Genomic DNA, 23,553 nt, shown 5'->3' with positions numbered 1-23,553 from the left:
CTCCCCTACCCGGCCGAAGCGAGCTTCTTGGGTCGAGTCTCGAACTGAAAATCCATTAAATTCACCGGATGCGGTCTCTTTGAGAGATAGAGCACTTCAATACCGACCACTTGATTGGTTTCGTCATAGTCCACAATTACGCCAGGCGCGACCTCTTCTGACTCTTCCACCGGGACATCAACCAATTGGAGATGCAGCGCATCAGCTTCTTCATCAACCTTGAGTTTCATAACCGCCTCCTCATCCTTCGATCAAAATAGAACGTGATGATCCGTAGTGGATTGGTGTCCTTCTTGACGATCACGCGCAGCACCCGCCCATCATACTCCTGAATGCGTCCCAAGCGATGCTCCAATTCTGCGTCTACTGAATCTATCTCCACCAATTGAGGTTGCTTCAGAACCTGTTCGATCCACTCCATGCGAACGACCGGACGTTTGCGCAAACTTTCCCGTGCGTGATCCGACAGCTCATAGAACTTCCCATCCGCCATCAGGCGAACTCCAACCCCTGTTGCCCCGCCTTCTTTTCTCCCTCTCCCTCTGGGAGAGAGTTGGGGTGAGGGGCCTTCGGCAAATTCTCGATCCTCAAACTGTAATCGTCCTTCCCCCACTCGCAACGGGCCATGACGGCCTTCGGAATTTTCTTGATCGTCAGTTTGGGATAGCGATCCGGCTTGCCCCGAGACGCGGCGCACATCACCAAGAGCGACCGGTTCTCACTGACTTCATCACTCAAGGCCTGCAACTGATCATGGCTGAGGTTCTGCGTGGTGACATAGATGAAATCGCGTTCGGTGGAATCGCCGTGCTGCCAATTGATCGTGTCGCTCGGTGCATACGTGCAGCCTCCAGCTTACAGACGGCTTCGGCCAGCATGGTGGGGTTGTAAGCCTTGTTTATAACCCAACCCAGTTCGTCTAGAAAATTCGCATGCGCCCAAAGAGAATCTCCAATGACCATTGACTTTTGACTAAGGAGCTTCTCACGGTCTGTATTCGACGATCGCGAATTTTCTTCGCCCCACGCGCAGTCGGTACTGATGCCCGGGCTTGAGGGACAGGCTCGCGGCGGGATCGGTCTGCTTCTGTTCATCTACTTCGATCCCGCCCTGCACCACCAACCGGCGCGCTTCGCTCTTGCTGGGGACCAGCCCCGTCCTGGCGACCAAGTCCACGACGCCGATCGCCGGCGCCGCTGTATCCCGAATATCCGCCTTCGTCAGCACCACCCGCGCATCCGGCTCGTCCGGAAACTCCCGCTCCTGAAACTTCTGCTGGAAGGCCTCCCTCGCCCGCCGTCCCGCTTCTGCTCCGTGATACCGCGCCACGATCAGCTCGGCGAGCGACTGTTTGGCTTCCATCGGGTGCATCGCCTTCACCCGGTCGAGATCTTCGGTCGTGAGCAGTTCGTAGTAGCGGAGCATGAGCGTGTCGCTGATCGACATGATCTTTCCGAACATGTCGGCCGGCTTGTCCTCCAACGCGACGTAATTCCCGAGGCTCTTGCTCATCTTCCGCACCCCGTCGGTTCCCTCGAGCAAGGGCATCGTCAAGACCACCTGCGGCTCCTGTCCGAAATCACGCTGCAGATCGCGGCCCACGAGCAAATTGAACTTCTGATCGGTGCCGCCCAACTCCACGTCCGCCTTCAACGCGACCGAGTCGTAGCCCTGAATCAGCGGGTAGAGGAACTCGTGAATGCTGATCGGCTTCTGCTCCTGGTAGCGTTTGTGAAAGTCCTCCCGCTCCAGCATCCGCGCGACCTTGTAGTGCGCAGCCAGTTGGATGAGCCCCTCCGCCGTCATGGCGCTCATCCATCGGCTGTTGAACTCCACCGTCGTTTTGTCCGGGTCCAGGATCTTGAAAATTTGCCGTTGGTAGGTCTCGGCGTTCTCCAGGACTTTCTCTTTCGTCAGCGCCGCCCGCGTCTCGGACACCCCGGTCGGGTCGCCGATCATGCCGGTGAAATCGCCGATCAGAAAAATCACCTCATGCCCCAGGTCCTGAAAATGTTTGAGCTTATGAATCAGGACCGTATGCCCCAGATGGAGATCGGGAGCGGTCGGATCGAATCCCGCTTTCACCCGCAGCGGGCGCTTTTCCTTGATCGAGCGAGCCAGCTTCGCCTCGAGTTCGCTTTGCTGGATGACCTCCACCGCTCCGCGAAGGATCAACTCCATTTGACGTGAGAGTTCGCTCACAGCTTTCCTTTTCCCGAAGCAGGTCGGCCCGCTGCATTCACCATGATCAATGGTCGCAGCCGTTCCAGCTTTTTCTCCCCGATCCCTTTCACTTCGAGTAACTCTTCAATTGTCGAGAATGAACCTCTCGATGTTCTGGCCTCGACGACCCGCTTTGCCAAGACCTCTCCGATCCCGGGGAGCCGTTGCAACTCCTCGGCGGTGGCGCGGTTGAGATCGAGCCGCGAGTTCGGTTTGGCAACCGGTAAGCTGGGACGAATTTCTTCCTTGTCGGCCCGAGAAGGGCCAGGCGCTGCCGCGCGACGAGTAACATTCGTCTCTTGTGCCTGGTGATGCTCGACCGCCTCGACCGGTTTGTCGGCGACACCCGGCGGCGCCTCTTCTTCCGGCTCCGGTACCGGCCAGCCGATCCACACGACCAGCGTCGCCGTGACCGCCAGCATGGCCAGCTTGATGAGCAACGACCGGAACATGGACTTCTAGCTGTCAGTCGTCTGTTTGCAGCCGTCAGCGCCCACTTCCAACCCTCCCCCGGGTACCCGTTGCTCTGGGCACCCATTGCTCCTCGTTGCAATGGGTCAAAGCAACGGATGATGGGGAGGGCAAGGGAGGGGGTCACATTCGTTTTCTCGCTAAATGAATCGCCAGCCCCTCGACATCCTCCATCGCTTCCATCATGCCTTCCGACAAGGTGGGGTGAGCGTGAATCATCTCCGCCACCTGGGTGGCCGTTGCCTTCAGTTGCATCGCCAACGCCGCTTCATGCACCAGATCGGCCGCGTGCGCCCCGACGATGTGGACCCCCAATACGCTGCCGTCCCGTGCATCAGCGATCACCTTGAACATGCCCGTGATCTCGCCCGTGCCCTGCGCTTTCCCCAATCCGGCATAGCGGAATCGACCGACCTTGACCGCAGTCCCGGCGTCACGCCCTTGTTCCCGCGCCTGCTCCCTCGCCTGCTGTTCAGTCAACCCGACACGGCCGATCTCCGGCAGCGTGAAGATGCCGGCCGGAATCACGCGATAGTCGATTTCCCGCCTGCGCCCGAGAATATTTTCGACCGCCACCTTGCCCTGGGCCGAAGCGACATGGGCGAGCATGGCCTTACCGACCACATCCCCGATCGCGAAGATCCCCCGTACATTGGTCTCCATTCGGTCGTCGACCCGGATCTCGCCGCGAGTCCCCAGCTCGACACCAACCTTCTCCAATCCGATGCCCTTGGAGTTGAACCCCCGCCCGACGGACACCAGCACCTGATCGGCGACAATCTCGGCCCCCTCTTTCAAAACCGCCTTGACCGCCCCGGCCTGGCGCTCCACTTTCTCGACCGTCGTTCCCGTGCGGATGTCCACGCTTCGCTTCTTCAACTCGCGGTCCATGAAGGACGCCACCTCTTCATCTTCCAGCGGCAGGATGCGCGGCATCAATTCCACCATCGTGACCTGCGTGCCCATACCGCTGTACAACGACGCGAACTCGCATCCCTCGACGCCCGCGCCGATGATCAGCAATCGGCCGGGAATCGTCTCCAGATCCAACGCCTCCTTGCTGGTGATGATCTGTCGCCCGTCGATCGGAAAGAGCGGCACATTCGGCCAGGATGACCCGGTAGCGACGACGACCGCGTCCGCCTGCATCCGCCGCTCGGACCCATCACGTCCGGCGACGCGAATGGTCCGTTCATCGAGCAGTTCGCCCGTGCCGTCCAGGTGCTCGATGCCCCAGGTCTTGAACAGCGTCGCAATGCCTTTCACCAGGGTGGATACCACCTTGTTCTTGCGGGCCACCATCTTGGCCAGGTCGTAGCCGACCGGCCCGTGAAGCACCAGTCCCAATTCGTCCGCCTTTTTCACCTTGTCGCCCAGTTCGACGACGGAGAGCAGCGCTTTGCTGGGAATGCAGCCCCAGTTCAGACACACCCCGCCCAACGCCTGATTCTCGACGACGGTCACGCGCGCGCCCAGTTGCGCGGCGCGGATGGCCGCGACATAGCCGCCCGGTCCGGCCCCGACGATGGCGATGTGCGTCCGAATGGACATAGCGTGTCGCGAGCAGCGAGCAGCTAATAGCTCAGAGGTCGGGCAGCTATTCGCTGCCAGCTACTCGCTATTCGCTTTCTTTTGGGAGGCGAGGAAGGCTTCATACTGAGCGGCGGTCATCAGCTTGTCCACTTCAGCCGGGTCCGACAAGTCGATCACCGCCAACCAGCCCTTGCCGTAGGGATCGGAATTGACGGTCTCGGGATGGTCCTTGAGCTCGGTGTTGACCTTGACGATCGTCCCGCTCACGGGCGTGTAGATGGTCGACGTCGTCTTGGTGGACTCGACCTCTCCGATTTGTTGGCCGGCCTTGACCGTCGCCCCGACCTTGGGCAGGTCGATAAAGACGATGTCCCCCAACGCATCCTGCGCAAAGTGGCTGATCCCTATCGTCCCCTGCGCGCCGTTGAGGCGAATCCATTCATGTTCCTGATGATAGCGAAGATCGGTCGGGATCATAATTCTCCTTCAATTGATCTCCATCCCTCGCGCCAATCGGTCGCGTGATCGTAAGTGCTGCAGCGGTGCCTTGTCAAGGAACGGCGCCGGCCGATTCCACTCGGTGTAGGAGATTGACACCGTCCGGCAGCAACGCTCGATGCGCTGGATCGGGAAGACCTTCCCCCAGCGTACGCGCGTCCCGGATCTGGACGACGTTCGTGATCCAGAGACGGCGCGGGTCGAACGCTCGCTCGCTCATCCACCGTGCGAAGGCATTCAGACCGTTCGCCGCAGACTCGTCTGATCCTCCGTGCGATGCCGCGCCCGTCGAACCGGCGGGCATCGTCAAGACCAGGTCGAAGCCGCGTTGCGAGATGCTCATCAGGTCCTCCCCGTACTCGATGAGCGCCCGGAGCGGATCGGCGGCCGCCTCCGGATGAACCTCCAGCGCCACGACCACGTGCGGATGCTTCTGCCGCATCGCCTCTCTGATCCGTTCAAGCACCCGCAGGCGCTCTTGGGATTTCCAACCGACCCACCGCCAAAACTCCTGCGGCATCGCCTCGAGGCTTCGCCCGGTGACGGAACACAGGTGCGCCGGCTCGGGCGCGGCGCCGAAGGCGGCGGCGAAGCGGTTGCGCGCCGCGGCGCCGCATTCGGCGAAAAAGCCTTTCCCTTCACTGAGACGGACCAGCACGCCTTCGACCCCGGTTTGCGCGAGATCGGCCGCCAGTCCGACCAACTTGTCCTGCACGGCCGGATTCAGCAGATCGACGGTCGCCGACGGACGAGTCCGTCGTTCCGCCGGATCGTACACGGCGTTGAGCCAATCGGATTGGGAATCCACCCACGGCATCCGCTGAAGGGGAAATACGGCGAAAACAGACAGCCCGGCTCGCCGGGCCATCGGCAGCACCAGGCCGAACACATCGCGATGAACGGGCGCCAACCCCGTGTCGAAGTACACACCCGGAGGCGTTGTTCCGTCGCCCGTCACCGCCTCCAAGACCAAGGTTGTCACGCCGGCGCGAACGAGCCCCTGCATCCACGGTTCCAGGTCGGCGAGAGGCGGAAGCCGGGCGGGAGACAGCATCAACGCGGTGCGCGCCGCCGCAGCCGCCCCCGGCCGGTTCCCGGTTCGGCGCAGTTCATCGAGGCGGCGCATCGCCCGCACCTCGTAACTGTCCTCGCGCACGCCGGTCGCGCCGGCGGCCAGGGTACGGTAGTGCACGAGCGCGGTGTCCACATCACCGAGCTGCTCGTAAGAACGGGCCAACCACCAGCGCGCCTCCGCCAGGTGCGGCGATCCGGGATAAGTCGAGATGAACCGTTCCAGCAGACGAACGGCGGCCGTATACCGGGCCTGGGCGTGGTGCGCCTGCGCTTCGTGCAGCAGCCGCGTCTGCGCTTCGAGGCTCGGATCAGCGGAGCGCGCCGGCGGCCGGGAGGGTGGCTGGTAACGGGCCGTGCAGCCGGCTCCGACGAGCGCGGCCGCCAACAGCCAAGAGAACAGAACCATTCGCATTCGGCGGGATGAATGATGTGGCGAGCAAGGCACGATGTCGTGCACCGGACGGAGCACGAGGTGTAACAACGCCGACCGGGAAGCGATGTCTCATTCCCCGATCAGATCCATCTCGGGAAAGAAATACCCGATCTCGAAGCGAGCCGTCTCGGGCGAGTCGGATCCATGCACGGCGTTGGACTCGATGTTCGTCCCGTGGACGGCCCGGATCGTCCCCTTGTCCGCCTTGGCCGGGTCCGTTGCGCCCATCAGGTCCCGGTGCTTTTTGATCGCGCCGTCGCCCGACAAGACCAGCACGACCACCGGCCCCGAGGACATGAACGTGCAGAGGCTGTCGAAAAACGGGCGGGCCTTGTGGACGGCGTAGAACCCTTCGGCCGTCGATTTGGTCATGCGCAGCATGCGCATCGCGATCGGCGTTAAGCCGGCTTTCTCGTACCGGCCGATAATATCGCCGATGACGCGCTTTTTCACCGCGTCCGGTTTGATGATCGCTAAGGTCCGTTCACTCATGAGACTCCGCTTTCCTCCAACGCGGTTTGGGAACAGCAACCGGCTATCAGCGGTCAGCCGTCAGTTGAGCCGCAGGCTCATGAGGACTGTTCGGCAGTGAGCCCGGCTTCACGTCGCGCGGCATTATAGAGAAGGCCGGACGCCGCTGGCAAGGTGACACGACGGAAATTCCGGGTCGAAGTCGGCGATCAGAAGTTCAGGCGAAGGTTGATCGCGCCGATATGGAACGTGGTCGTATAGAGGCCGTCAATGACGCCGGGAGTCGCAAACGGGTTCACGGCGCCGCTGACCGTCCGGGGCTCATAGAGGATCGCTTGATAGGCGACGTCCAGCCCGATCGCGTTGGGGAGGAAGGCACTCCGTGCGCCGTCGCCGCAGGGGACCGCGCCGAGGAACCGCCCTCCTCCCGTGCAGAGAAACCCGGCCCCGATGGACAGGCCGTGGCTGTCGGCGTCCGCCGGCAAGGTCGGGCTGAACGACCGGTCGGGCACCGGCGTCTGCTGAAACAAGTAGCCGGCGCGAAGGCTCGTTTCCCAGTCGGGCAACACGGCGGGCCGTACCCACTTGTACTCCGTCCCGATCATCACCATGAAGGCGTTGCGCCAGTTCTGGGGGAACAGGACGGTCGTGCCGTCGGACCGACGCACATCCAGGTTGCGGAACGACTTCCACCCCGTGTAGTCCACATCCAACTCCAGCTTCCACTCGCGGGTTCGATCGCGAATCGGCCACAGAGCGATCCCGCCGGTGAGGATTTGCGGCAGCAGCACGGTCGTGCTGGCGCCTTGAAGGACCATCCCGTTTGCCATCAACGAGCCGTCCAGGTGCAGGGTCGCCTGGCTGCGATAGACCACGCCGATGTTGGCAAGCGGCTTCCCGTCGGTATTGCGAAACGGCGCATAGAGGAGGCTGACTTTGAACCCCGCCGCAGTGTCTTTTTCCGTTGATTTCCATCTTCGTACCGGCGGGAAGAAGACCCGGACCCCCCGAAGCAATAAACTGAACCTCTGCTTGAGATTCACCGCAGAACAGCAGGAATGTGTAGATCTCCGCGCCGACTCCCACCGAGAGCTGATAAGAAATCCTGTACACGATCGTCGGCTTGATGTCTGTGAGTTCCAGTGCGATGCGGGTGATCGCCGTGGCGAACGGCGCGCTGTCCGGATACTTATATGTGGTCCCGAACGGCGACAGGACCGCCAAACCGCCTTGTTATCAATGGCCAGGAGCCAAAAACTAAGACAGTAGAACCTATCTCAAAACTGTTGACAGTCTCATGAGAGGTACGTATAAAGCTGCGCGTGCTTCGATTGCGCGATGAACATGGAAACGGCGCTTGCTGATTCGCTGGGAAACTACGCGTCAAACTTCCTAGTGTTTATGGAACTCACTCGCATCATCATGTTGCTCGAGCAACTTTGAGATAGGTTCTAGTGCCTTTTGTCTTCTAGGCCCTGGACAAGTCTTAGCTCAACCACATACCGTTGCTCCCCTACGATTCTTGGTTCATAGAAGGGCTTTCGCCTAATGCGCTGGCTGACAAGTCTAATCTGTTTGATACTGACAGTTAGCACTCCTTCTTGGGTCAACGCACAAGCATTCCGTTTGCAACCACAAAACGCCACCGCGTCCGGACAAGGCAACGCCTTTGCGGCTCAGGCCGATGATGCATCCGCCATTCATTACAACCCTGCCGGGATGACCCAACTTTCTGGCATCCAGATGTTATTCAATACAAACTTGGTTGGAGGATCCGTCAAGTTTACGAGTCCAGCCGGCGTCAACACCCGAGGGGATTTCGGCGGCAGTATCGCTTGGCCTTTCCCAACTCAATCTTACTTTACGGCCAATCTTCGAGACCTAGGATTCCGCCATGTGGGCAACACCGTCATTGGTCTTGGGCTCACGACCCCATATGCGCTTCAGACACGTTATCCCCTTGATGGCCCATTTCAAACGGCTGTCACATCGTCTGCCCTCCCTCTCTTGGACATTAAACCCACAGTGGCTCATCAAATAAATGATCAACTTTCCGTCGGTGTCGGGGCCGATATTTATACTTTCGCCAGCTTCATCGGGGAAGGCCACCTCGAACAAAAATTCAACTGGCCTGGGGGAGGAGGCATTCCCGCCGGCACGCCGGTCGAAGTCAATGGTAACCGAACAGCGGCAGGTTTTAATCTGAGTCTCCTTTACACTCCGTTCCGCAATCAAGACGGGAAGCCTCTTGTAAATGTAGGCCTGCAATATAGAAGTCAGGTCACGACAGAGTTAAAAGGTCAATTCCTCGTGAACGGAGCCGTGGTGGCTGATACCAGGATTCCTGCCACACTTCCGCAAACGTTTACTCTTGCTATCGCCCTCTGGCCGGTGCGGGACCTTGACCATGAATGGAAGCTCGAGTTCGATGTCGATTACGTAGGGTGGAAATCATTCCGAACCCTCGATGCCCACTTATCGACAGGCGGATCGCTCCTTCAACCACAAAACTGGCGCAACAGCTCTGTCTTCATGCTCGGTACGGAATACAAGTGGTTGCGTCTGGACTCTCTACCCAATTGGGAAGTTGCCATGCGGGGTGGGTATATTTATACAGAAGGTCCAGGCCCGGATAGTACATTTACTCCTGCTGCCCCAACTTTTAATATTCATGCTATTACTCTTGGTACCGGCTTCCTCTGTCGAGCAGGCGGTCATTTTCTTGGGCTCATTCCCTGTGGAGGGACCAAGGATCAATGGTACGTCCCGAAGGCCATTGGAACCTCGGTTGCTTATCTATCGTGGATTCATGAAGCACGCTCTGTTATAGGTAATAGAAATCCCACCGTCGACGGCACATATCGACTCTGGTCTCATATTGGGACTTTCAACCTCAATCTACTCTTCTAATCCGCCTTTTAAATTAGTCCTCCTGCAGAGCGAGAGCTGATTATGGACTTAAGTTTGCTTAGGTCCAAACGATACGCCTCTGGGAATCCTTCGACTCGCGACCTATCCATTCATTATCCGACCTCGTGAACCTCGTGAGCCTTTCCTCATTCCATCCCCAGGAATTACTCCGACAAGACATCTGGTTCCGACTGACATACTGACATACCGGCTTGGCAACGTTGGAAGAAGGTTTTTGAAACGGCTTACCACGATCGCACCATGCTGCGTTCGGCGATTGAGAGTTGCTTGCCAGAAGATCACGGAGCACAAAAACGCCAAGGATGTTCTAGATCATTGGAGGTATTGGATCTCCCTCTTAGCCTACTCTTCCCCCAAGAACACCGGTGGTATGAGATCTCCGCCGCAAGGCAGATTGCATTCCTGTCATCTTGCCACCGAGCACAAGCTCCGCGTAGTACCGGATCTGGGCAAGGTATTGCATCTTCTCGTTGTTTTCCTGCGGCCCCATGCAGTTATCCAGCTTCTCAATTCTGGTCAGGGTCCGGTCGCCGTTCCGGGTGTGAGAACGATAGACCGGCGTAACAGAAGCGGTTTCGATGAAAGTTATCGACTTGCCCCGATACTTTCCCTTGGCGAACGACAGGTTCAGGATAGCACTCAACACAAGATGCGGGGCGGTGTATGACCAGATTAGGCTTCCAAGTGAGTACGCAATGACCGCGACCCTGTCCGGATCGCGTTGCGTTCGGTAATACTCCACTGGCTGGATCACATGGGGATGATGAGCAATCAGCGCATCGACACCCCATTCGACTAAGGTATGCGCGATTTCAATCTGGCGCTTGCGAGGAAAGAACTCGAATTCATAGCCCCAATGCAGAGACGCGATGATCACATCACTTCGTTGCTCTTGGCAATGTTCGATCTGCTGTTTCAGAAGCGACAGGTCGGGGGCTCCCCGCTTCGGTAGCAGTTTCGCAACATTGATCAGATACGCTTGGTCCGGCGCCGGATTTCTGCCGTTCAGTCCGAAGGCCGCGGAAACGAATCCAATTTTGATTCCGTTTCTTTCAAGTATCCTCCCCTTGCCATATTGGGATCGATCGCGATTCGTGCCAATGTCAACAATGCCGTCCCGCTCGAACCGATCGAGAGTCGTTTGAACACCTTCTGCTCCCATATCGAACATGTGATTGGAGGCGGTGTGGATGACCGTAAAGCGCTTGCTTTTGTAACCTTTCATCACTTCGAACTGCTCCGTCGAACAACACTCGATCGGGCTTTCCTTATCGCTGATAACTTCTTCTTTCAACTCCTGCGTAGTGAGCGGAGATTCGAGGCTCGCATAGGAAATCGTACTGTTGAAGATCACGTCGGCGACATGCTCGTACAAAACATCCTTTGAGTGTTCCACCTGGCCGCTCGGAATCAAATCCCCCACTGCGGCCAGGGTGATCGAGCTTTCCTTTTCAAAGCCCTCCGGTAATTGAATCGCGCTTTCGGTGCCACACGGAGCGTCGACGTTGGTGCCCGGCTCTGGACGAATTACCGGGTGTGCGCATTTGTAGACCCAGTACACCTTGTCAAGCAATGTCATTTCCTCGAATGCAGTCGCCGCCCTCGTGGACGGCTTATCCCAATACTTGAAAATCTCCGCCAACTTGCATACGGCCTGCAGCAAGAATCGAAACCAGCCGGAAGTTTTTACGGCATCTGCGGGTGTAGCTACAAAATCTTTAGACATGCTCGTCCTTCAGCGATAACCCCCTCGGACAGTACGGGAAAGGCTCATTGGCCTCGGCGGTGAGAATATCGTCATGATTTACGATACATAGGCAGGGGACCGTTTGTAACTGAAGGTGCGGTGAGATGTCAATTATTCCCCCCACCCATAGTACGCCAACTAACTTGAGTTTTTAATAAGTCACCCGTAAATTGGTTGCGCTAGAGAGAAGAGACAAAAAGGAGGTACTTTTTCGGCGGCTATACGTTTCGTTTTAGAACACTAAATTGTTCGATAAGTTCCGTGGGCTCAAACACGCCCCGCTCGGTGATGATGGCGGTGATGTACTCGGCGGGGGTCACGTCGAACGCGGGATTGAGCACCTCCACGCCAGCCGGGGCGATGGGATGACTCCCGTGAATCGAGAGGACTTCTTGCGGGTGACGTTGCTCGATCGGAATTCGGTCGCCGGACTGCGTGGCAAGATCGATGGTGGAGTACGGCGCCGCGACGTAGAACGGGATACCGTGCGCTTTGGCGAGCACCGCCACGGAGTACGTCCCGATCTTGTTGGCGACGTCGCCGTTGGCCGCGATCCGGTCGGCCCCGACCACGCAGAGATGAATCTTGCCCTGCCGCATCAGCGCGCCGGCCATGTTGTCGGTGATCAGCGTGACAGGGATCTTGTCCTGCATGAGCTCCCAGGCGGTCAGTCGCGCGCCCTGGAGGACCGGCCTGGTCTCATCCGCAATCACGTGGATCTTTTTCCCCTGCTCCCACGCCGCCCGGATTACGCCCAGCGCCGTCCCGTAGCCGGCAGTCGCCAGCGCGCCGGCGTTGCAATGGGTCAGGATCGTCTGGCCGTCTTTGATCAATGCGGCGCCATGGTGCCCTATGGCCTTGCACAGCGCCACGTCTTCGTCAGAGATCCGCTGCGCCTCTTCGACCAGCGCGCGTTTGATCTCCGTCAACGGACGGTCCCGCAGCTCAGCCAGCTTCCGCTTCATTCGTTCGACAGCCCAAAAGAGGTTCACCGCGGTAGGCCTGGTCGCCGCGAGTTGGTCGCAGATCGCCGACACCGCTTTGGCGAACTCGCCGGGGTCCGTCGCCGGGACCGATTGGGCGCCTAATGCGACGCCCATCGCCGCGGTCACGCCGATCGCCGGCGCGCCTCTGACTTTCAGTTCTGTGATCGCCCTGGCTACCGCCCGATAGTCGCGGCACTCCAGAAACTCGACGGCCTCCGGCAGCCGGCTCTGATCCAGCAGCCGCACCGCCCCGTCTTTCCATTCGACTGTGGGAACCATCGCGGATCCCTTGATTGATCCATCAACTTAGCCGTCAGTTCTCAGCGTTCAGCCAGCAGTTAACCCCCTCCTGCCTCAACTAAGGGGGAGGGCCGGCGGGTGTGCTGACGGCTGATCGCTGACGGCTGAGAGCTTCCGGCTCACGCACGCCGGCCGGAGAGCTCCAAGATGGTGACCATGATGACGATCAGACAGGCTTGGGTCAAGAGGATGATGGCCTCGATGGTTCCAGCATTGCGCAGGGCCAGCGCGGCCAGGCCGAGACAGATGGTCAGCGCAAAGATCATCAATACGCTCGCCTTCCGGCTCCCGAGAGCCCGTTCCAAACGATGGTGCAGATGGTCCGTCCCGACATATTCCAGCCATTCGCGCACCGACGTGACTTTTCCCGTCGCGACCCGTTCGACGGTGATGTGGATCATGTCGTAAATCAGCACGCCGAAGATCAACAGCGGATTGCTGAACGACACGATGGGGTTGTTATCCGCCCAATTCCCTTTCACGGCGAGACAGGCGAGCGTGAAGCCCAAAAACGTGGACCCGCCGTCCCCCAGGAAAATGGCGGCCGGCTTCTTCATCCGGAAATTGTAGGGGAAAAACCCCAAGCCCGAGCCGATGATCGCGATCGCCAACCACCCGAGACCCGGCTGGTCCGTCTCGAACGCCACGACGCCCATGAACCCCGCCATGAGGATCGCCAGCCCGGTCGCCAGCCCGTCCATGCCGTCGAAGAAATTGAAGGCGTTGGTGATGCCGATGATCCAGAGCAGGCTCAACGCGGCGTTGCCCGCATCTCCCATCGGACCTTGCGGGAACAGCGTCAGCACGTTTCCGCCGGCAATGACGATCGCGGCGGCGACGAGTTGGGCGGCCAGCTTCATCCCGGCCGGGAGTTCCCGAAGGTCGTCGAGAAGGCCGACGACCAGCAACATGGTCCCCGAAATGAAGATCGCCGCCATCCAGTCCGGCAGGATCGAATTCATCAGCACCGACCCGACGAAGCCGGCATAAATTGCGAGGCCGCCGAGCCGGGGCGTCGGCTGGAGATGGATCTTCCTCTCCGACGGCTGATCGACCCATCCCCAGGCATGCCCGAGCTGCACCATCACCGGCGTCACCGCGCCGGCTCCCAAGAAGGCGACCAGCAGGATATAGAGCCAGCGCAGGCCCTGCACGACGAAGAGGTCGCGTACCCAGGGAATCAGCAACACCAGGACACCCAGCGTGGCGCCGAGCCCGGGCAATGTGAGCCAACGCCCATTCACCCGGCACAGATCGGGAACGGCGTGGGCGTCCAGCGTCTTCATGCCAACTCCTCGCCGAGAATGTGGATCGTTCGCGCAACCTCGTCATCGGTCATCGACGGATAGATCGGGATCGAGAGAGCGGTGCGATCCGCCTCCTCGCTGGCCGGAAACCCGTCCAGTTCGAGGTAGTGATGCAGCGGCCGGAACACCGGCCGCCGGCACTGGAGGCCGCGGGCATTCAGCCGCATGATCTGCGCGGCCAAGGAATCCGGACCCCGCGGCACTCGGGGGAGTCGGACCACAAACCGATAGTAAACATGGGTCCGGCCGGCCGGGACCACGGGCAACACCAGCGGCATCTGCGCCAGCGCCGCCCGGTAGCGCGCCGCGATCTCCGCGCGTCGCTGCAAGAACATCGCCAGCCGATTCACCTGACACAGACCGATCGCGGCCTGGAGGTCGGTCATTTTGCGGTTCGACGACGAGGGGTTCAACATGGGCCCGTCGTCATGTTGGCGGAGCGACCGCACGTATTCCAGCAACGCGCCATCGTTCGACACCACCATCCCGCCTTCGCCCGTGCACAGCAATTTCGTCGCGTAGAACGAGCAGACCGCCGCGACGCCGACCGCGGCGACCGGTCGGCCGGATTCGAGCGCGCCCAAGGTCTGCGCGCAATCCTCGATCAGCGGCACCCCGAGCGCCTGCAACCGCGTCAGGTCGGCTGGCAATCCAAAGAGATGCGGAACGACGATCGCCCGGGTTTTGGCCGTGACTGCCTGTGCCACCTCATCCGGATCAATGTTGTAGGTTTCTAGATCGATGTCCGCCAGCCGGGGCCTCGCGCCGACCCGCTGCACCGCCAGCCAGACGGCGGCGCAGACATAGCTCGGGATGATGACCTCATCGCCCGGGGCGACCCCGACGGCCATGAGCGCCAACTCCAAGGCGACCGTCCCCGAACTGACGGCGACGCCGCCCCGCACCCCCAGCCACGCCGCAAGGCTGGACTCAAACCGTTCGACGCAGGGGCCTTGCGCCACCTGGCCCGTCCGCAGCACGTCGTCGGCGGCCGCCCGTTCTTCTTCGCCCAGAAACGGCCTGGAATGGGGAATGCCTGTCGAGACCGCGGTCATGCTTCGATATTGATGAACAGGCGGAGTGGCAAAAATCCCTCGGCGTTCCTCACGCGTCCTTGAATGCCCCGGAAGTGGGATGATGATCGAATGATGTCCACGATGCTCAACCCCTCGATGTTGGTTTTCTTGACTTGGGACGCATGCGCCTCGATCGCCGCGATCTTCTCCTCCAGCACCTGGTCGACGTCCACGAAGACCGTCGGAGCGAAATTCTGCGTCGTCGGCCCTTCGTAAAACAGCACGTTCTTGGTGTAGCGCGTGGCCGTGATCGTGCTGATCGCCAGGTGCCGGTGATCCTGATGCGTGTCGTCGTGATAGTGGACGAAGATGAAGTGGGGGTCTACTTCCCTCACCACTTCTTCGACTTTCTGGATCAGGTCGCGGCCCATCGGCACCTGGGTGTCCGGGTAGCCGCCCCAATAGAGCTTCTCCGCGCGCAGCCGTTTCGCCGCCGCCTCCTGCTCGCGCTTGCGGATTTCGGCCGGCGCTCCCTGCTCGCCCAGCGTCATCACCATCAGAAAAATGCGATGTCCGTTCTGGGCATACTTGATCAATGCGCCGCCGCATCCGGCTTCGATGTCGTCCGGGTGAGCGCCCAGCGCCAAAATGCGCATCGGAGACCGGCCGTTGGCCGTCGGCTTCGCCGCTCGCTTCATCTCTGCTCCCTCTCTCCCGCCTGTCGCGCCGCCGGGGAAGCCTCGTCGGACAGGCTCCTGGCCGCCCGCAAATGCGCGAGCGCCGCGTCTCCACACGCGAACAGCAAATCGATCGCCGACAGGCCGAGCACGAAGGGCTCGTAGCACTGCCGGTAGATCGGATGCCGAAACCGCTGCATCTCCAGCTCGACCCCGGACGCTTCGAATCGCGCCCGGTCCAGATAGGCGTCGGCGCCGGTCCCGCACAGATACTGTTTGGCGCCGACCGCCCGGCAAATGTCGATCAGCCGGTCGGTCGGCTCCTCGCGGAGGTTCCACTCCGACGCCAACCGAATCGGCGTCGTGATGCCGAACGCCCGCATGAGCCACCGCACGATCTCGAGGTTGAGATCGATCAAGCGCTCCCACGGCCGCCGGTAGAGCGCGCACAGCTCGTCCCAGTATCGCTCGCGATACGGCGCCTTCGCGTAATGGATGGCGAGCGCCCGCAGATGCCGGTCTCGCCAATGACTCGTCTGGTCGATCCGCACGTCCGCCACGCGCTGGCCGAAGCGGTGCCGCACCGGCACCGTGAGCCACTGCCAGCCGTCGGCGGTCCGGATCCGGTTCCGGTTCTGCCACTCGTTCTTCTTGAACTGGACGGTGTCCAGCGCCACGAAGACGTCGGCCTGGTCGATCTTATCCAGATACCCCAGCCAGGGCAGAAACTGCGGCTGATGAATGGCGACGCGCATAAGAGTCAGTGATTAGTGATTGAGTGATTGGTGATTGAGAGGAATCAACGTCATGTTTTCTCTTCACTCTTCCAATTACCAATCACTTAGTCACCAATCACTCTTCTATTTTGCCGGTATCGGCCTCACGTACACCGGATTGCTCAGGATTTCCCCTTCCCCCACCGCTTGGACGCGATAGGCCAGCCATTCCCCGGCCGGCGCCGTCGTGTCCGCCACGACATACGTGAACGGCGTCCGGCCGTCCACTCGCGCAATGACCCGACCCGATCGAATGATCCTGGCCGTCACGGGATGCACGCCGTGATCGGTCGCCGACACGGACAGGCGCACCATGACATCGCGCGCCCCTTCGGGATCGAGCGTCTCGCCCGGCCCGGCTGTCCGCGCCCCGCCCTGGACGTCCACGCGGAAGTCGTCGAGCCGATAGCCGAATTCCTTCCGGTACCGCTCCACCGCGTACGATCGCCCGCGCCGCAGGGCGCCCAGCACACCGGCGACCGTCCGATCGCGAACCCACAGCACCGTCACCACCTGGTCCAGTTCCTTCCCGGCATGGTCCGGCCCGTGAAAAGCGATTTCTCCCACGAGCGCGGGCGGGGTGCTTCGCTGTCCGGTCGCATAGAGATGGATGAGCTGATCCCACAGCCCGCCGGGATCGGTCGCCGTTCGCGCTTCCTGATAGAGTCCGCCGAATCCGGCATAGCTCCGCGTCAGCATCAACGCCTCCGGATGAGGATCCGTTTTGACGACCACGTCGCCCAACCACCCGAACGAATAGGTCCGGAAGTCCCGCGCCTCCGGCATGGACCAGAACGCCAGCCCGCCCCGGGTGTTCACCGCATCGATCACCGCTTGATAGGGTCGATAGCCGAGCCGCTCGTCGTACGAGCTGAAGACGGGCCGGCTGAACGGCCACGCGTTCAGCAGGAGCAGGAGCGCCGCGCCGGTCAGGAAAAGCGACCCGGTCCGGCGAACCGACCATCCGCGGGCAGGCCGACCACGACGGCCGGCGACGGATGAGCGGCCGCGCCACAGCCACGCCGCGGGAACGAAGAGGACCGCCGGCGCCAGACTGAGCGCCGTCCGCCCGTCGTAGCGATAGGACGCCGTATTGCCGACGGCGGGGAGCGCCGCATAGTCTTCCGGGTCGGAGAGCCCGACCACCAGAAGATTTTTTTGCGAGTTGTGCATCGTCAGGTCGCCGCGCCGCAGCGACCCGGTCCAATAGTAATGCGGCGCGACCTCGACGCCGGGGATCAGCAGGACCCCGGGATGGCGGGCCTGCGCCGCCGTGACCTCGCCTAGATAGCGCGCGAGGCCGTAACGGAGCACGGAGGGATAGCCGACCGTTCGCTTCAGGACGCCGTCCAAGGGAGAGAGGCCGTATTCGTAGTCCAGCGCGAAGTTGTCGGTGAGAATCACCGCGTCCAGCCCCAGGCGTTCCGCCCGTTCGGCCAAGGCGTCCATGCTCAACGAGCCGGTGCTCGCCGTGCTGTGCACATGGACGGCCGCCACGAGCGGGGTCAAACCGTGAGGGGTCAGAGACGAGGGGTGGGGAGTGATCGACGATGGCCGCAGTTCTTCCGGATAGACGGCGGTGCGGGTTACGCCGCCGAAGGCGAGGAGCAGGCAAAGGATTCGCACTGTAGCCACTCCGGGCCCCATCACCGATCACCCTTCACCGAGCGCCGGGCCCTTTTCGCACAAGGCTTGCTCGTATACCTGCTCGACGGCGCGCACCATCGTAGCGGCATCGAACCTCCGGCCGATACTTTGACTCGCCGCCTGGCCCATTTGCCTCGCCCAATCCGGCCGGTCCAGCGCTTGGCGGATGGCCTGCGCCAACGCGCCCGGGTCTCCGGCCGGCGCCAGCAGTCCGGTTCGGCCGTGCTCGATCAGCGCCGGCACGCCTCCCACCCGGCTGGCGATGACCGGCAGCCCGGCCGCCATCGCCTCGACCAGCGCGCGGCCCATTCCTTCGTTCAAGGACGGCAGGACGAACAGATCCATCGCGGACAAACAGACATCCACGTCGTCCCGCTCTCCCAAGAAATGCACCGAGTCTTTGAGGCCCAATCGGTCCGCCAAAGCCGACAGCTCGGCCTGCAACCCGCCGCTCCCGACGAGGACGACATGCAGGTTCGGAAAGGTCGGTTTGAGCTGCGCCGCCGCTTCGATCAGGAAACGATGCCCTTTCACCGGCGTCAACCAGCCGACCGACCCGACCACGATCGAACCCGGAGGACAGGGAAACCAAGCCGGCCTCAGACCCCATGTCCGACGCACGGACCGATACCGCTCGAGGTCGATCCCGCTCGGAATGACCGCGAACCGGTCGGCTCGTCCCACACCCCGCTCGAGGTGGTCGTCCCGTTCGGCCTCCGTGAGCGCGATCAGCCGTGTCGTCAGCCTTGTCAGCATCCGTTCCACCAGCATAAACACCCGGGAGCGCACGGCGGTGAAGTGCCCATAGAAGACATGGCCATGCGGCGTATGCACGACCACCGGCACGCCGGACCACCACGCGGCCAGCCGGCCCACGACGCCGGCTTTGGACGTATGGGTATGCACGATGGCGGGCCGCTCCCGTCGAAAGAGCCGCATCAGCGACCACAAGGCCGACAGATCGTTCAGCGGATGGATCTCACGGGTCAATCTCGGGATGATGATCCATCGGATACCCGCTTTCTCCAACTCACGGCAATGCTTGTCGGTCGCCGCCTGCCCGCCCTGGGCATCCCACCGGCCCGGCCTGCCGGCGACCACCAAGGGTTCGTAACGGGTGCGGTCGTGCCCCATCACGGTCAACATGGTGTTTTGCGCGGAGCCACCGCGATCAAGGCGCGTGATCACATGGATGACCGTTTTCGTCGCCACGAGGCTCCCTCTATCGCGCCGCCCGTCTTCGCGCGCACGTCCCGCAGAATTTGTTCCAACTCCGCAGCGTGCGTGGTCCAGTTGTACTGTTGTGCGATCAACTCGCGCCCTCTGCCGGAAAGCCGAGCGTGTTCGTCGGGGTTCTCGCGGAACCGTTGTAGCACACGACGGATCGCTGCGGCTAACGCACGGTCGTCCGTTCCCTCTGCCATCAGCATCGGATCGACACGGCTCAACACCTCGGGCAGCGCTCCCACCGGCGTACCGAGCACCGGCGTGCCGCAGGCCAACGCCTCGACGGTGACCAACCCGAAGCCTTCGAGTTGCAAGGTGGGCATGACGACCAAATCCGCGGCCTGATAGTACCGGCTCAACTGCTCTTCCGGTACGAACCCGAGCAATCGCACGTGCTCGACGAGACCCAAGCCTCGGATCAAGCGGTCGAGGGAATCCCGCAGAGGCCCTTCTCCTCCGATCAGGAGCAGAAGACCCGGCCGTTCTTCGTCCAACAAGCCCACGGCTTTGATCAAATGTTCCAGTCCCATCCTCGGGACCAGGTTGCGGACCGTGAAGAGAATCGTTCGGCTCGCCGGCAGCTTCAGCTCGTGGCGTACGGCTGATCGATGCGGGGCCGGGCTGAAGCAGGACAGATCGGCGGCTCCCGGCAACATTCGGATCTTGTCGTTCCTGATGCCGTGCACGGCCATGACCCGTCGCCGCATGAACTCGCTCATCACAATCACCGCCTCGCAGCGACGCATGACCATCCGCTCGATCCAGAGCCGGGCCCGCGCATTGACCGCGCGGCGCACCGCATCCGCCGCCGAGACCGCGGGCGGAGTCCGGCTCAGATATTCTTCATGAGCCAGCGAGAGACACATGTAGACCCAGGCGCCGGCCCGCCGGAACCGACCCCGGATCGGTCCAAGTCCCGCGAGCGACTGATACAGCACCGCGACATCCGGCCGGGCGGGCGACGCCATGAGATCGAACGCGCGGAGGCTGTTCCGAATCGACGACCACACGAACGCCGGTTCGTTCAGCCGCGAGACCTCGTACCGGCGCTCGATGGCGTCCTGGATCCAGACCACGGTCCGCGGATCGCCGACCGGAGCGCGCGTGATCAGGCCGACCCGATGGCCGCGCTCGCACAGGTTCAGCGCATGCCCGCGCAGCATCCGCTCCGCGCCGCCGATCACCCGCTCGGCCGAGACCTCTGAGAGCAGCAGAATGTTCATAAAACACGTAACGCGTGATGCGTGACCCGTGACGCGTCACACGTCACGTCCTCGATGCCACAATTCCAGCACGAGCAGCGCGTACAATTGATCCGCAAAATTGCGTGCGCCGCGTTCGTGCTGCGCCACCAGCCAGCGGACATACTCCGGACGCACGTAGCCGCGCCGGCGCACCGCCTCCTCCGACAGCAGGTCATGGACCATCTCCCGCAGCTCTTCCCTGAGCCACCGGGCCAGCGGCACGCGAAAGCCCTGTTTGGCGCCAGACAGAATGGGGCGCGGCAACACGGATGTGAGCGCCCGTCGCATGAAGCCCTTCAGCCGCCACCCCGATAATCGCATGGCGGCCGGGACGGCCAACGCGAAGGCCAGCAAGTGGTGATCGCAAAACGGCACGCGCAACTCCAGCGAATGGGCCATACTCATCCGGTCGCCCATGCGAAGCAGGTCGTCCGGCAGATATGTCTGCAGATCCAAGCCCATGGCGCGATCCGCCGGCTCTTGCGACGGCCATTGGTTGAAGAGCACGCGATAGGCCCGCTCCGGTCCCGCTCCTTCGGCCAGGTCGCGCAACGCCGGAGTGAAGGCCGCCGGCCCCCATTCCGGCGGCAGAAACGTGGTCCAGCGCAGGTACTGTTCGTCGAGCGGCCGATGACCGTCGGCCAGAAACCGCTTGAGCCGCCCCATCCGGTCCCGCCCGCCCGTTCCCTCCTTGAGCCACGACGCCGCCTGTGCGGCCGTCCAGGACCGCACGGACAACGGCAGCCGGCCATAGGGCGACGCCAAGCGGAGGCCCAGGTAGCGGGGATACCCGCCGAACAGTTCGTCCCCGCCGATCCCCGACAGCGCGACCGTGACCGACCGCTTGGCGACCTCCGACACCAGATAGGTGGGGATGGCTGAGGAGTCGGCGAAGGGTTCTCCCATCGCCGCGACCAGTCGCGGCAGGAGCGACACCGCGTCCGGTCGCAGGATCGCCTCCGTGTGCTGGGCGCCGAAATGGGTGGCGAGCCCCCGCGCCGCGTCCAGTTCGTTGTAGGACCGATCGGCGGGCGACTCATACCCGATGGTGAAGGTGCGGATCGGCCCGTTCGTCGCCTCGCGCATGAAGGCCAAGATCGCGCCGGAATCCAGCCCGCCCGACAGACACAGACCCAGCGGCACGTCACTGACCAGATGCGTCCGGACCGTGTCGCGCAGCAACCCGAGGAAGTAGTCGGTCGCTTCGGCTTCCGACGACCAACGGAATCGTGGAACCACCTGCGCCGGCCGATAGTACCGTTGGAATTCCACCCGGCCGTCTCGGATCTTGAGCAGTTCTCCGGGCCTGAGCTGGTACACGCCCTGGAACATCGTCTCCGGACCGGGCACATAGAGGCAGGTCAGATAGTCGGCGATCGCCTGCGGCCGAATGGTGCGCTCCGGCAACCCGGCCAGGAGCGACGGCAGTTCCGACGCAAACAGGATGCGTCCGCTCTCTGCGTGACCGCCCGGCCGGATGGCGTAATAGAGCGGCTTGATGCCGAGGCGGTCGCGGACCACCCACAACGTCTCCCGCTCGCGATCCCACAGGGCATAGGCGAACATCCCCCGTAACCGCGACACCGCCGCTTCTCCCTCTTCTTCGTACAGATGCACGAGGACCTCGGTATCGCCGTGCGACGCGAAACGATGACCTTTGCGGATCAATTCCCCCCGCAGTTCGCGGTAGTTGTAGATCTCGCCGTTCAGCACGGCCCACACCGTGCCGGTCTCGTTGGCCACCGGCTGATGGCCTCCTTCCGGATCGATGACGCGCAGACGTCTGACGCCCAGGCCGACGCCCGACTCCCGATGGCGCCCTTCTTCGTCAGGACCGCGATGGACCAACCGGTCCAGCATCCGGTCGAGCAGATCCGGCGCCCCGTCACCCGTAAAACCGCAGATGCCGCACATCGTCTTTCGCCCTATTTTCCGTCCCGGCCTTTTTTCATTTCGAGTTGTTTGCCCCGCTCGAGGTCCTTGGGTTCGTATCCCTTGAGGTCATGGAGATAGAATGAGCGCAGCCACATGCTGATCGCCAGCACCAACAGCGCCGTGAGCAAGGCCAACAGCATGATGGCCTCGCCGAACTTCAGACGCGCCCGCCATCGCCTCCAGGACATACCGGACTCCTTCTCGCGCGGTCCTTTGACGCCATGACCTCGATGGACGGACCCCAGGCGGCTCGATCCAAGCCGAGCGAAGCGGACAGCGCATACACCAGCCGATCCAGCCGCTTCAGTGATCGCCTGACCGCCCCCCTCACGGCGCCGCCATCCTGATAGGCGTCTCCTCGGCTGGGCGGCGCGGTCCGAACCGCGACAGTCGTAAACCCGAACCGAGGCAGGTGATGCGCGAACGCCCGTTTTCCAAACCCATAGAGATGGACGACCGTGACGTCCGGCAGTCCCACCGCCGAGAGCAGGCGGCCGAGCCGCACATGCAGCGGTCCGTTCGGCACACGAACATAGAGGAGACCGCCTGCACGCAGCACGCGCCGGGCTTCCTCGATGGCCGCAAAGGGGCTGGGCAGATGGTCCAACACGTTCAGAAACACGACGACATCCGCCGATTCATCCGGCAGCGCACAGGGCGGCCAAGCCGATTCATAGACCTCCAGCCCTTGCGCCCGCGCCTGCGCGACGGCCTCGAGCGAAAGCTCGAACCCGATCGCGCGCCATCCCCGGTCCCGCGCCTGTTTCAACAAGGCGCCCATCCCGCACCCCACGTCCACCAGCGTGCCGGGATGCGATCGAAATCGCTGTATCAAGTCCAGCACATGGCGGTACAGATTGTCCCTGGCCGGCCCTTGCTGCTCCGCTTGGTACCGGCTCCAATACCCGTCGCGATACCAACGGAGCAGCTCCGCCGGGTCGGGCACGACCTTCGGCGCCAGCAGCCCGCATCGTTCGCATCGCAACAACTCCCGGCCTCCGGCTGCTTGCGCCACCGACGCGCGCGCCTCTCCACAGGCGCACGACGTCAGTCCGGT

22 protein-coding genes and 1 pseudogene are annotated in these 23,553 nt (G+C 62.0%); 1 reads left to right on the top strand and 22 read right to left on the bottom strand.

Annotated features, from left to right (window positions below; translation table 11 throughout):
* Positions 1-5 precede the first annotated feature (5 nt).
* From AB1555_04670 to AB1555_04625, 10 genes and pseudogenes are all read right to left on the bottom strand, one after another.
* The gene (locus AB1555_04670) at positions 6-230 is read right to left on the bottom strand and encodes a DUF2283 domain-containing protein (GenBank protein MEW6245986.1); all 225 of its coding nucleotides are present in this window, start codon (positions 228-230) and stop codon (positions 6-8) included.
* Positions 227-493 carry a DUF4258 domain-containing protein gene (locus AB1555_04665; GenBank protein ID MEW6245985.1) on the bottom strand — a complete coding sequence of 89 codons (267 nt, stop codon included), beginning with the start codon at positions 491-493 and terminating at the stop codon, positions 227-229. The genes AB1555_04670 and AB1555_04665 overlap by 4 nt, the downstream gene beginning before the upstream one ends.
* A pseudogene (locus AB1555_04660) lies at positions 493-905 on the bottom strand (site-specific DNA-methyltransferase). The gene AB1555_04665 and the pseudogene AB1555_04660 overlap by 1 nt, the downstream one beginning before the upstream one ends.
* A gap of 79 nt (positions 906-984) precedes the next feature.
* A complete protein-coding gene (gene tyrS / locus AB1555_04655) occupies positions 985-2,181 on the bottom strand; it encodes a tyrosine--tRNA ligase (protein ID MEW6245984.1) in 1,197 nt (398 codons plus the stop codon).
* A gap of 17 nt (positions 2,182-2,198) precedes the next feature.
* Entirely contained in the window at positions 2,199-2,675 is a 477-nt protein-coding gene (locus AB1555_04650) for a helix-hairpin-helix domain-containing protein (protein MEW6245983.1), read from the bottom strand.
* Between the two features lie 142 nt (positions 2,676-2,817).
* On the bottom strand, positions 2,818-4,245 hold the full coding sequence (lpdA, locus tag AB1555_04645; protein ID MEW6245982.1) for a dihydrolipoyl dehydrogenase: 1,428 nt from the start codon (positions 4,243-4,245) through the stop codon (positions 2,818-2,820).
* A gap of 60 nt (positions 4,246-4,305) precedes the next feature.
* The gene (gene gcvH, locus AB1555_04640) at positions 4,306-4,707 is read right to left on the bottom strand and encodes a glycine cleavage system protein GcvH (GenBank protein ID MEW6245981.1); all 402 of its coding nucleotides are present in this window, start codon (positions 4,705-4,707) and stop codon (positions 4,306-4,308) included.
* A 70-nt stretch (positions 4,708-4,777) separates the two neighbouring features.
* The gene (locus AB1555_04635) at positions 4,778-6,205 is read right to left on the bottom strand and encodes a tetratricopeptide repeat protein (GenBank protein MEW6245980.1); all 1,428 of its coding nucleotides are present in this window, start codon (positions 6,203-6,205) and stop codon (positions 4,778-4,780) included.
* 96 nt (positions 6,206-6,301) lie between these two features.
* On the bottom strand, positions 6,302-6,724 hold the full coding sequence (gene ndk, locus AB1555_04630; GenBank protein ID MEW6245979.1) for a nucleoside-diphosphate kinase: 423 nt from the start codon (positions 6,722-6,724) through the stop codon (positions 6,302-6,304).
* Positions 6,725-6,912: 188 nt separating this feature from the next.
* Complete coding sequence (locus AB1555_04625; protein ID MEW6245978.1) at positions 6,913-7,719, bottom strand: outer membrane protein transport protein; 807 nt, start codon at positions 7,717-7,719, stop codon at positions 6,913-6,915.
* A gap of 532 nt (positions 7,720-8,251) precedes the next feature.
* Here AB1555_04625 and AB1555_04620 point away from each other — a divergent pair.
* The gene (locus AB1555_04620; protein MEW6245977.1) at positions 8,252-9,613 is read left to right on the top strand and encodes an outer membrane protein transport protein; all 1,362 of its coding nucleotides are present in this window, start codon (positions 8,252-8,254) and stop codon (positions 9,611-9,613) included.
* A gap of 358 nt (positions 9,614-9,971) precedes the next feature.
* Here the strand turns inward: AB1555_04620 and AB1555_04615 are convergent, their stop codons facing one another.
* The 12 genes from AB1555_04615 to AB1555_04560 all read right to left on the bottom strand — a co-directional run bounded on the left by AB1555_04615 (position 9,972) and on the right by AB1555_04560 (position 23,511).
* Positions 9,972-11,360 (bottom strand): CapA family protein, encoded by a 1,389-nt coding sequence (locus tag AB1555_04615; protein ID MEW6245976.1) that lies wholly within the window; start codon positions 11,358-11,360, stop codon positions 9,972-9,974.
* Between the two features lie 239 nt (positions 11,361-11,599).
* Complete coding sequence (gene mtnA, locus AB1555_04610) at positions 11,600-12,646, bottom strand: S-methyl-5-thioribose-1-phosphate isomerase (GenBank protein MEW6245975.1); 1,047 nt, start codon at positions 12,644-12,646, stop codon at positions 11,600-11,602.
* Between the two features lie 140 nt (positions 12,647-12,786).
* Positions 12,787-13,953, bottom strand: coding sequence for an MraY family glycosyltransferase (locus AB1555_04605; protein MEW6245974.1), 1,167 nt, complete (start codon positions 13,951-13,953; stop codon positions 12,787-12,789).
* On the bottom strand, positions 13,950-15,029 hold the full coding sequence (locus tag AB1555_04600) for a DegT/DnrJ/EryC1/StrS family aminotransferase (protein ID MEW6245973.1): 1,080 nt from the start codon (positions 15,027-15,029) through the stop codon (positions 13,950-13,952). Before AB1555_04600 ends, AB1555_04605 begins: the two co-directional genes overlap by 4 nt.
* A complete protein-coding gene (locus AB1555_04595; GenBank protein MEW6245972.1) occupies positions 15,026-15,688 on the bottom strand; it encodes a PIG-L deacetylase family protein in 663 nt (220 codons plus the stop codon). Before AB1555_04595 ends, AB1555_04600 begins: the two co-directional genes overlap by 4 nt.
* On the bottom strand, positions 15,685-16,422 hold the full coding sequence (locus tag AB1555_04590; GenBank protein ID MEW6245971.1) for a WbqC family protein: 738 nt from the start codon (positions 16,420-16,422) through the stop codon (positions 15,685-15,687). The genes AB1555_04595 and AB1555_04590 overlap by 4 nt, the downstream gene beginning before the upstream one ends.
* 105 nt (positions 16,423-16,527) lie before the next feature.
* Entirely contained in the window at positions 16,528-18,069 is a 1,542-nt protein-coding gene (locus tag AB1555_04585) for a PHP domain-containing protein (protein MEW6245970.1), read from the bottom strand.
* A gap of 27 nt (positions 18,070-18,096) precedes the next feature.
* Positions 18,097-19,302, bottom strand: coding sequence for a glycosyltransferase family 4 protein (locus AB1555_04580; GenBank protein MEW6245969.1), 1,206 nt, complete (start codon positions 19,300-19,302; stop codon positions 18,097-18,099).
* A complete protein-coding gene (locus AB1555_04575) occupies positions 19,275-20,540 on the bottom strand; it encodes a glycosyltransferase family 4 protein (GenBank protein MEW6245968.1) in 1,266 nt (421 codons plus the stop codon). The genes AB1555_04580 and AB1555_04575 overlap by 28 nt, the downstream gene beginning before the upstream one ends.
* 36 nt (positions 20,541-20,576) lie before the next feature.
* Positions 20,577-22,475, bottom strand: coding sequence for an asparagine synthase (glutamine-hydrolyzing) (gene asnB, locus AB1555_04570; GenBank protein ID MEW6245967.1), 1,899 nt, complete (start codon positions 22,473-22,475; stop codon positions 20,577-20,579).
* 11 nt (positions 22,476-22,486) lie between these two features.
* Positions 22,487-22,684, bottom strand: a complete 198-nt coding sequence (locus AB1555_04565; GenBank protein ID MEW6245966.1) for a hypothetical protein — start codon at positions 22,682-22,684, stop codon at positions 22,487-22,489.
* On the bottom strand, positions 22,654-23,511 hold the full coding sequence (locus AB1555_04560) for a class I SAM-dependent methyltransferase (GenBank protein MEW6245965.1): 858 nt from the start codon (positions 23,509-23,511) through the stop codon (positions 22,654-22,656). Before AB1555_04560 ends, AB1555_04565 begins: the two co-directional genes overlap by 31 nt.
* Positions 23,512-23,553 lie beyond the last annotated feature (42 nt).

This window comes from Nitrospirota bacterium (assembly GCA_040755395.1).
GTDB lineage: Bacteria > Nitrospirota > Nitrospiria > Nitrospirales > Nitrospiraceae > DATLZU01.
This window is presented reverse-complemented; position numbering and strand designations above follow the sequence as displayed.

Excerpts from the sequence above, each read along its gene's own strand:
- AB1555_04595 (MEW6245972.1), bottom strand. The coding sequence starts at position 15,688 with ATGAAGCGAGCGGCGAAGCCGACGGCCAACGGCCGGTCTCCGATGCGC.
- AB1555_04620 (MEW6245977.1), top strand. The coding sequence starts at position 8,252 with ATGCGCTGGCTGACAAGTCTAATCTGTTTGATACTGACAGTTAGCACT.
- AB1555_04670 (MEW6245986.1), bottom strand. The coding sequence starts at position 230 with ATGAAACTCAAGGTTGATGAAGAAGCTGATGCGCTGCATCTCCAATTG.
- AB1555_04665 (MEW6245985.1), bottom strand. The coding sequence starts at position 493 with ATGGCGGATGGGAAGTTCTATGAGCTGTCGGATCACGCACGGGAAAGT.
- AB1555_04575 (MEW6245968.1), bottom strand. The coding sequence starts at position 20,540 with ATGAACATTCTGCTGCTCTCAGAGGTCTCGGCCGAGCGGGTGATCGGC.
- AB1555_04635 (MEW6245980.1), bottom strand. The coding sequence starts at position 6,205 with ATGGTTCTGTTCTCTTGGCTGTTGGCGGCCGCGCTCGTCGGAGCCGGC.
- AB1555_04565 (MEW6245966.1), bottom strand. The coding sequence starts at position 22,684 with ATGTCCTGGAGGCGATGGCGGGCGCGTCTGAAGTTCGGCGAGGCCATC.
- AB1555_04600 (MEW6245973.1), bottom strand. The coding sequence starts at position 15,029 with ATGACCGCGGTCTCGACAGGCATTCCCCATTCCAGGCCGTTTCTGGGC.
- ndk (MEW6245979.1), bottom strand. The coding sequence starts at position 6,724 with ATGAGTGAACGGACCTTAGCGATCATCAAACCGGACGCGGTGAAAAAG.
- asnB (MEW6245967.1), bottom strand. The coding sequence starts at position 22,475 with ATGTGCGGCATCTGCGGTTTTACGGGTGACGGGGCGCCGGATCTGCTC.
- AB1555_04650 (MEW6245983.1), bottom strand. The coding sequence starts at position 2,675 with ATGTTCCGGTCGTTGCTCATCAAGCTGGCCATGCTGGCGGTCACGGCG.
- AB1555_04605 (MEW6245974.1), bottom strand. The coding sequence starts at position 13,953 with ATGAAGACGCTGGACGCCCACGCCGTTCCCGATCTGTGCCGGGTGAAT.
- AB1555_04615 (MEW6245976.1), bottom strand. The coding sequence starts at position 11,360 with ATGTCTAAAGATTTTGTAGCTACACCCGCAGATGCCGTAAAAACTTCC.
- tyrS (MEW6245984.1), bottom strand. The coding sequence starts at position 2,181 with ATGGAGTTGATCCTTCGCGGAGCGGTGGAGGTCATCCAGCAAAGCGAA.
- mtnA (MEW6245975.1), bottom strand. The coding sequence starts at position 12,646 with ATGGTTCCCACAGTCGAATGGAAAGACGGGGCGGTGCGGCTGCTGGAT.
- lpdA (MEW6245982.1), bottom strand. The coding sequence starts at position 4,245 with ATGTCCATTCGGACGCACATCGCCATCGTCGGGGCCGGACCGGGCGGC.
- AB1555_04590 (MEW6245971.1), bottom strand. The coding sequence starts at position 16,422 with ATGCGCGTCGCCATTCATCAGCCGCAGTTTCTGCCCTGGCTGGGGTAT.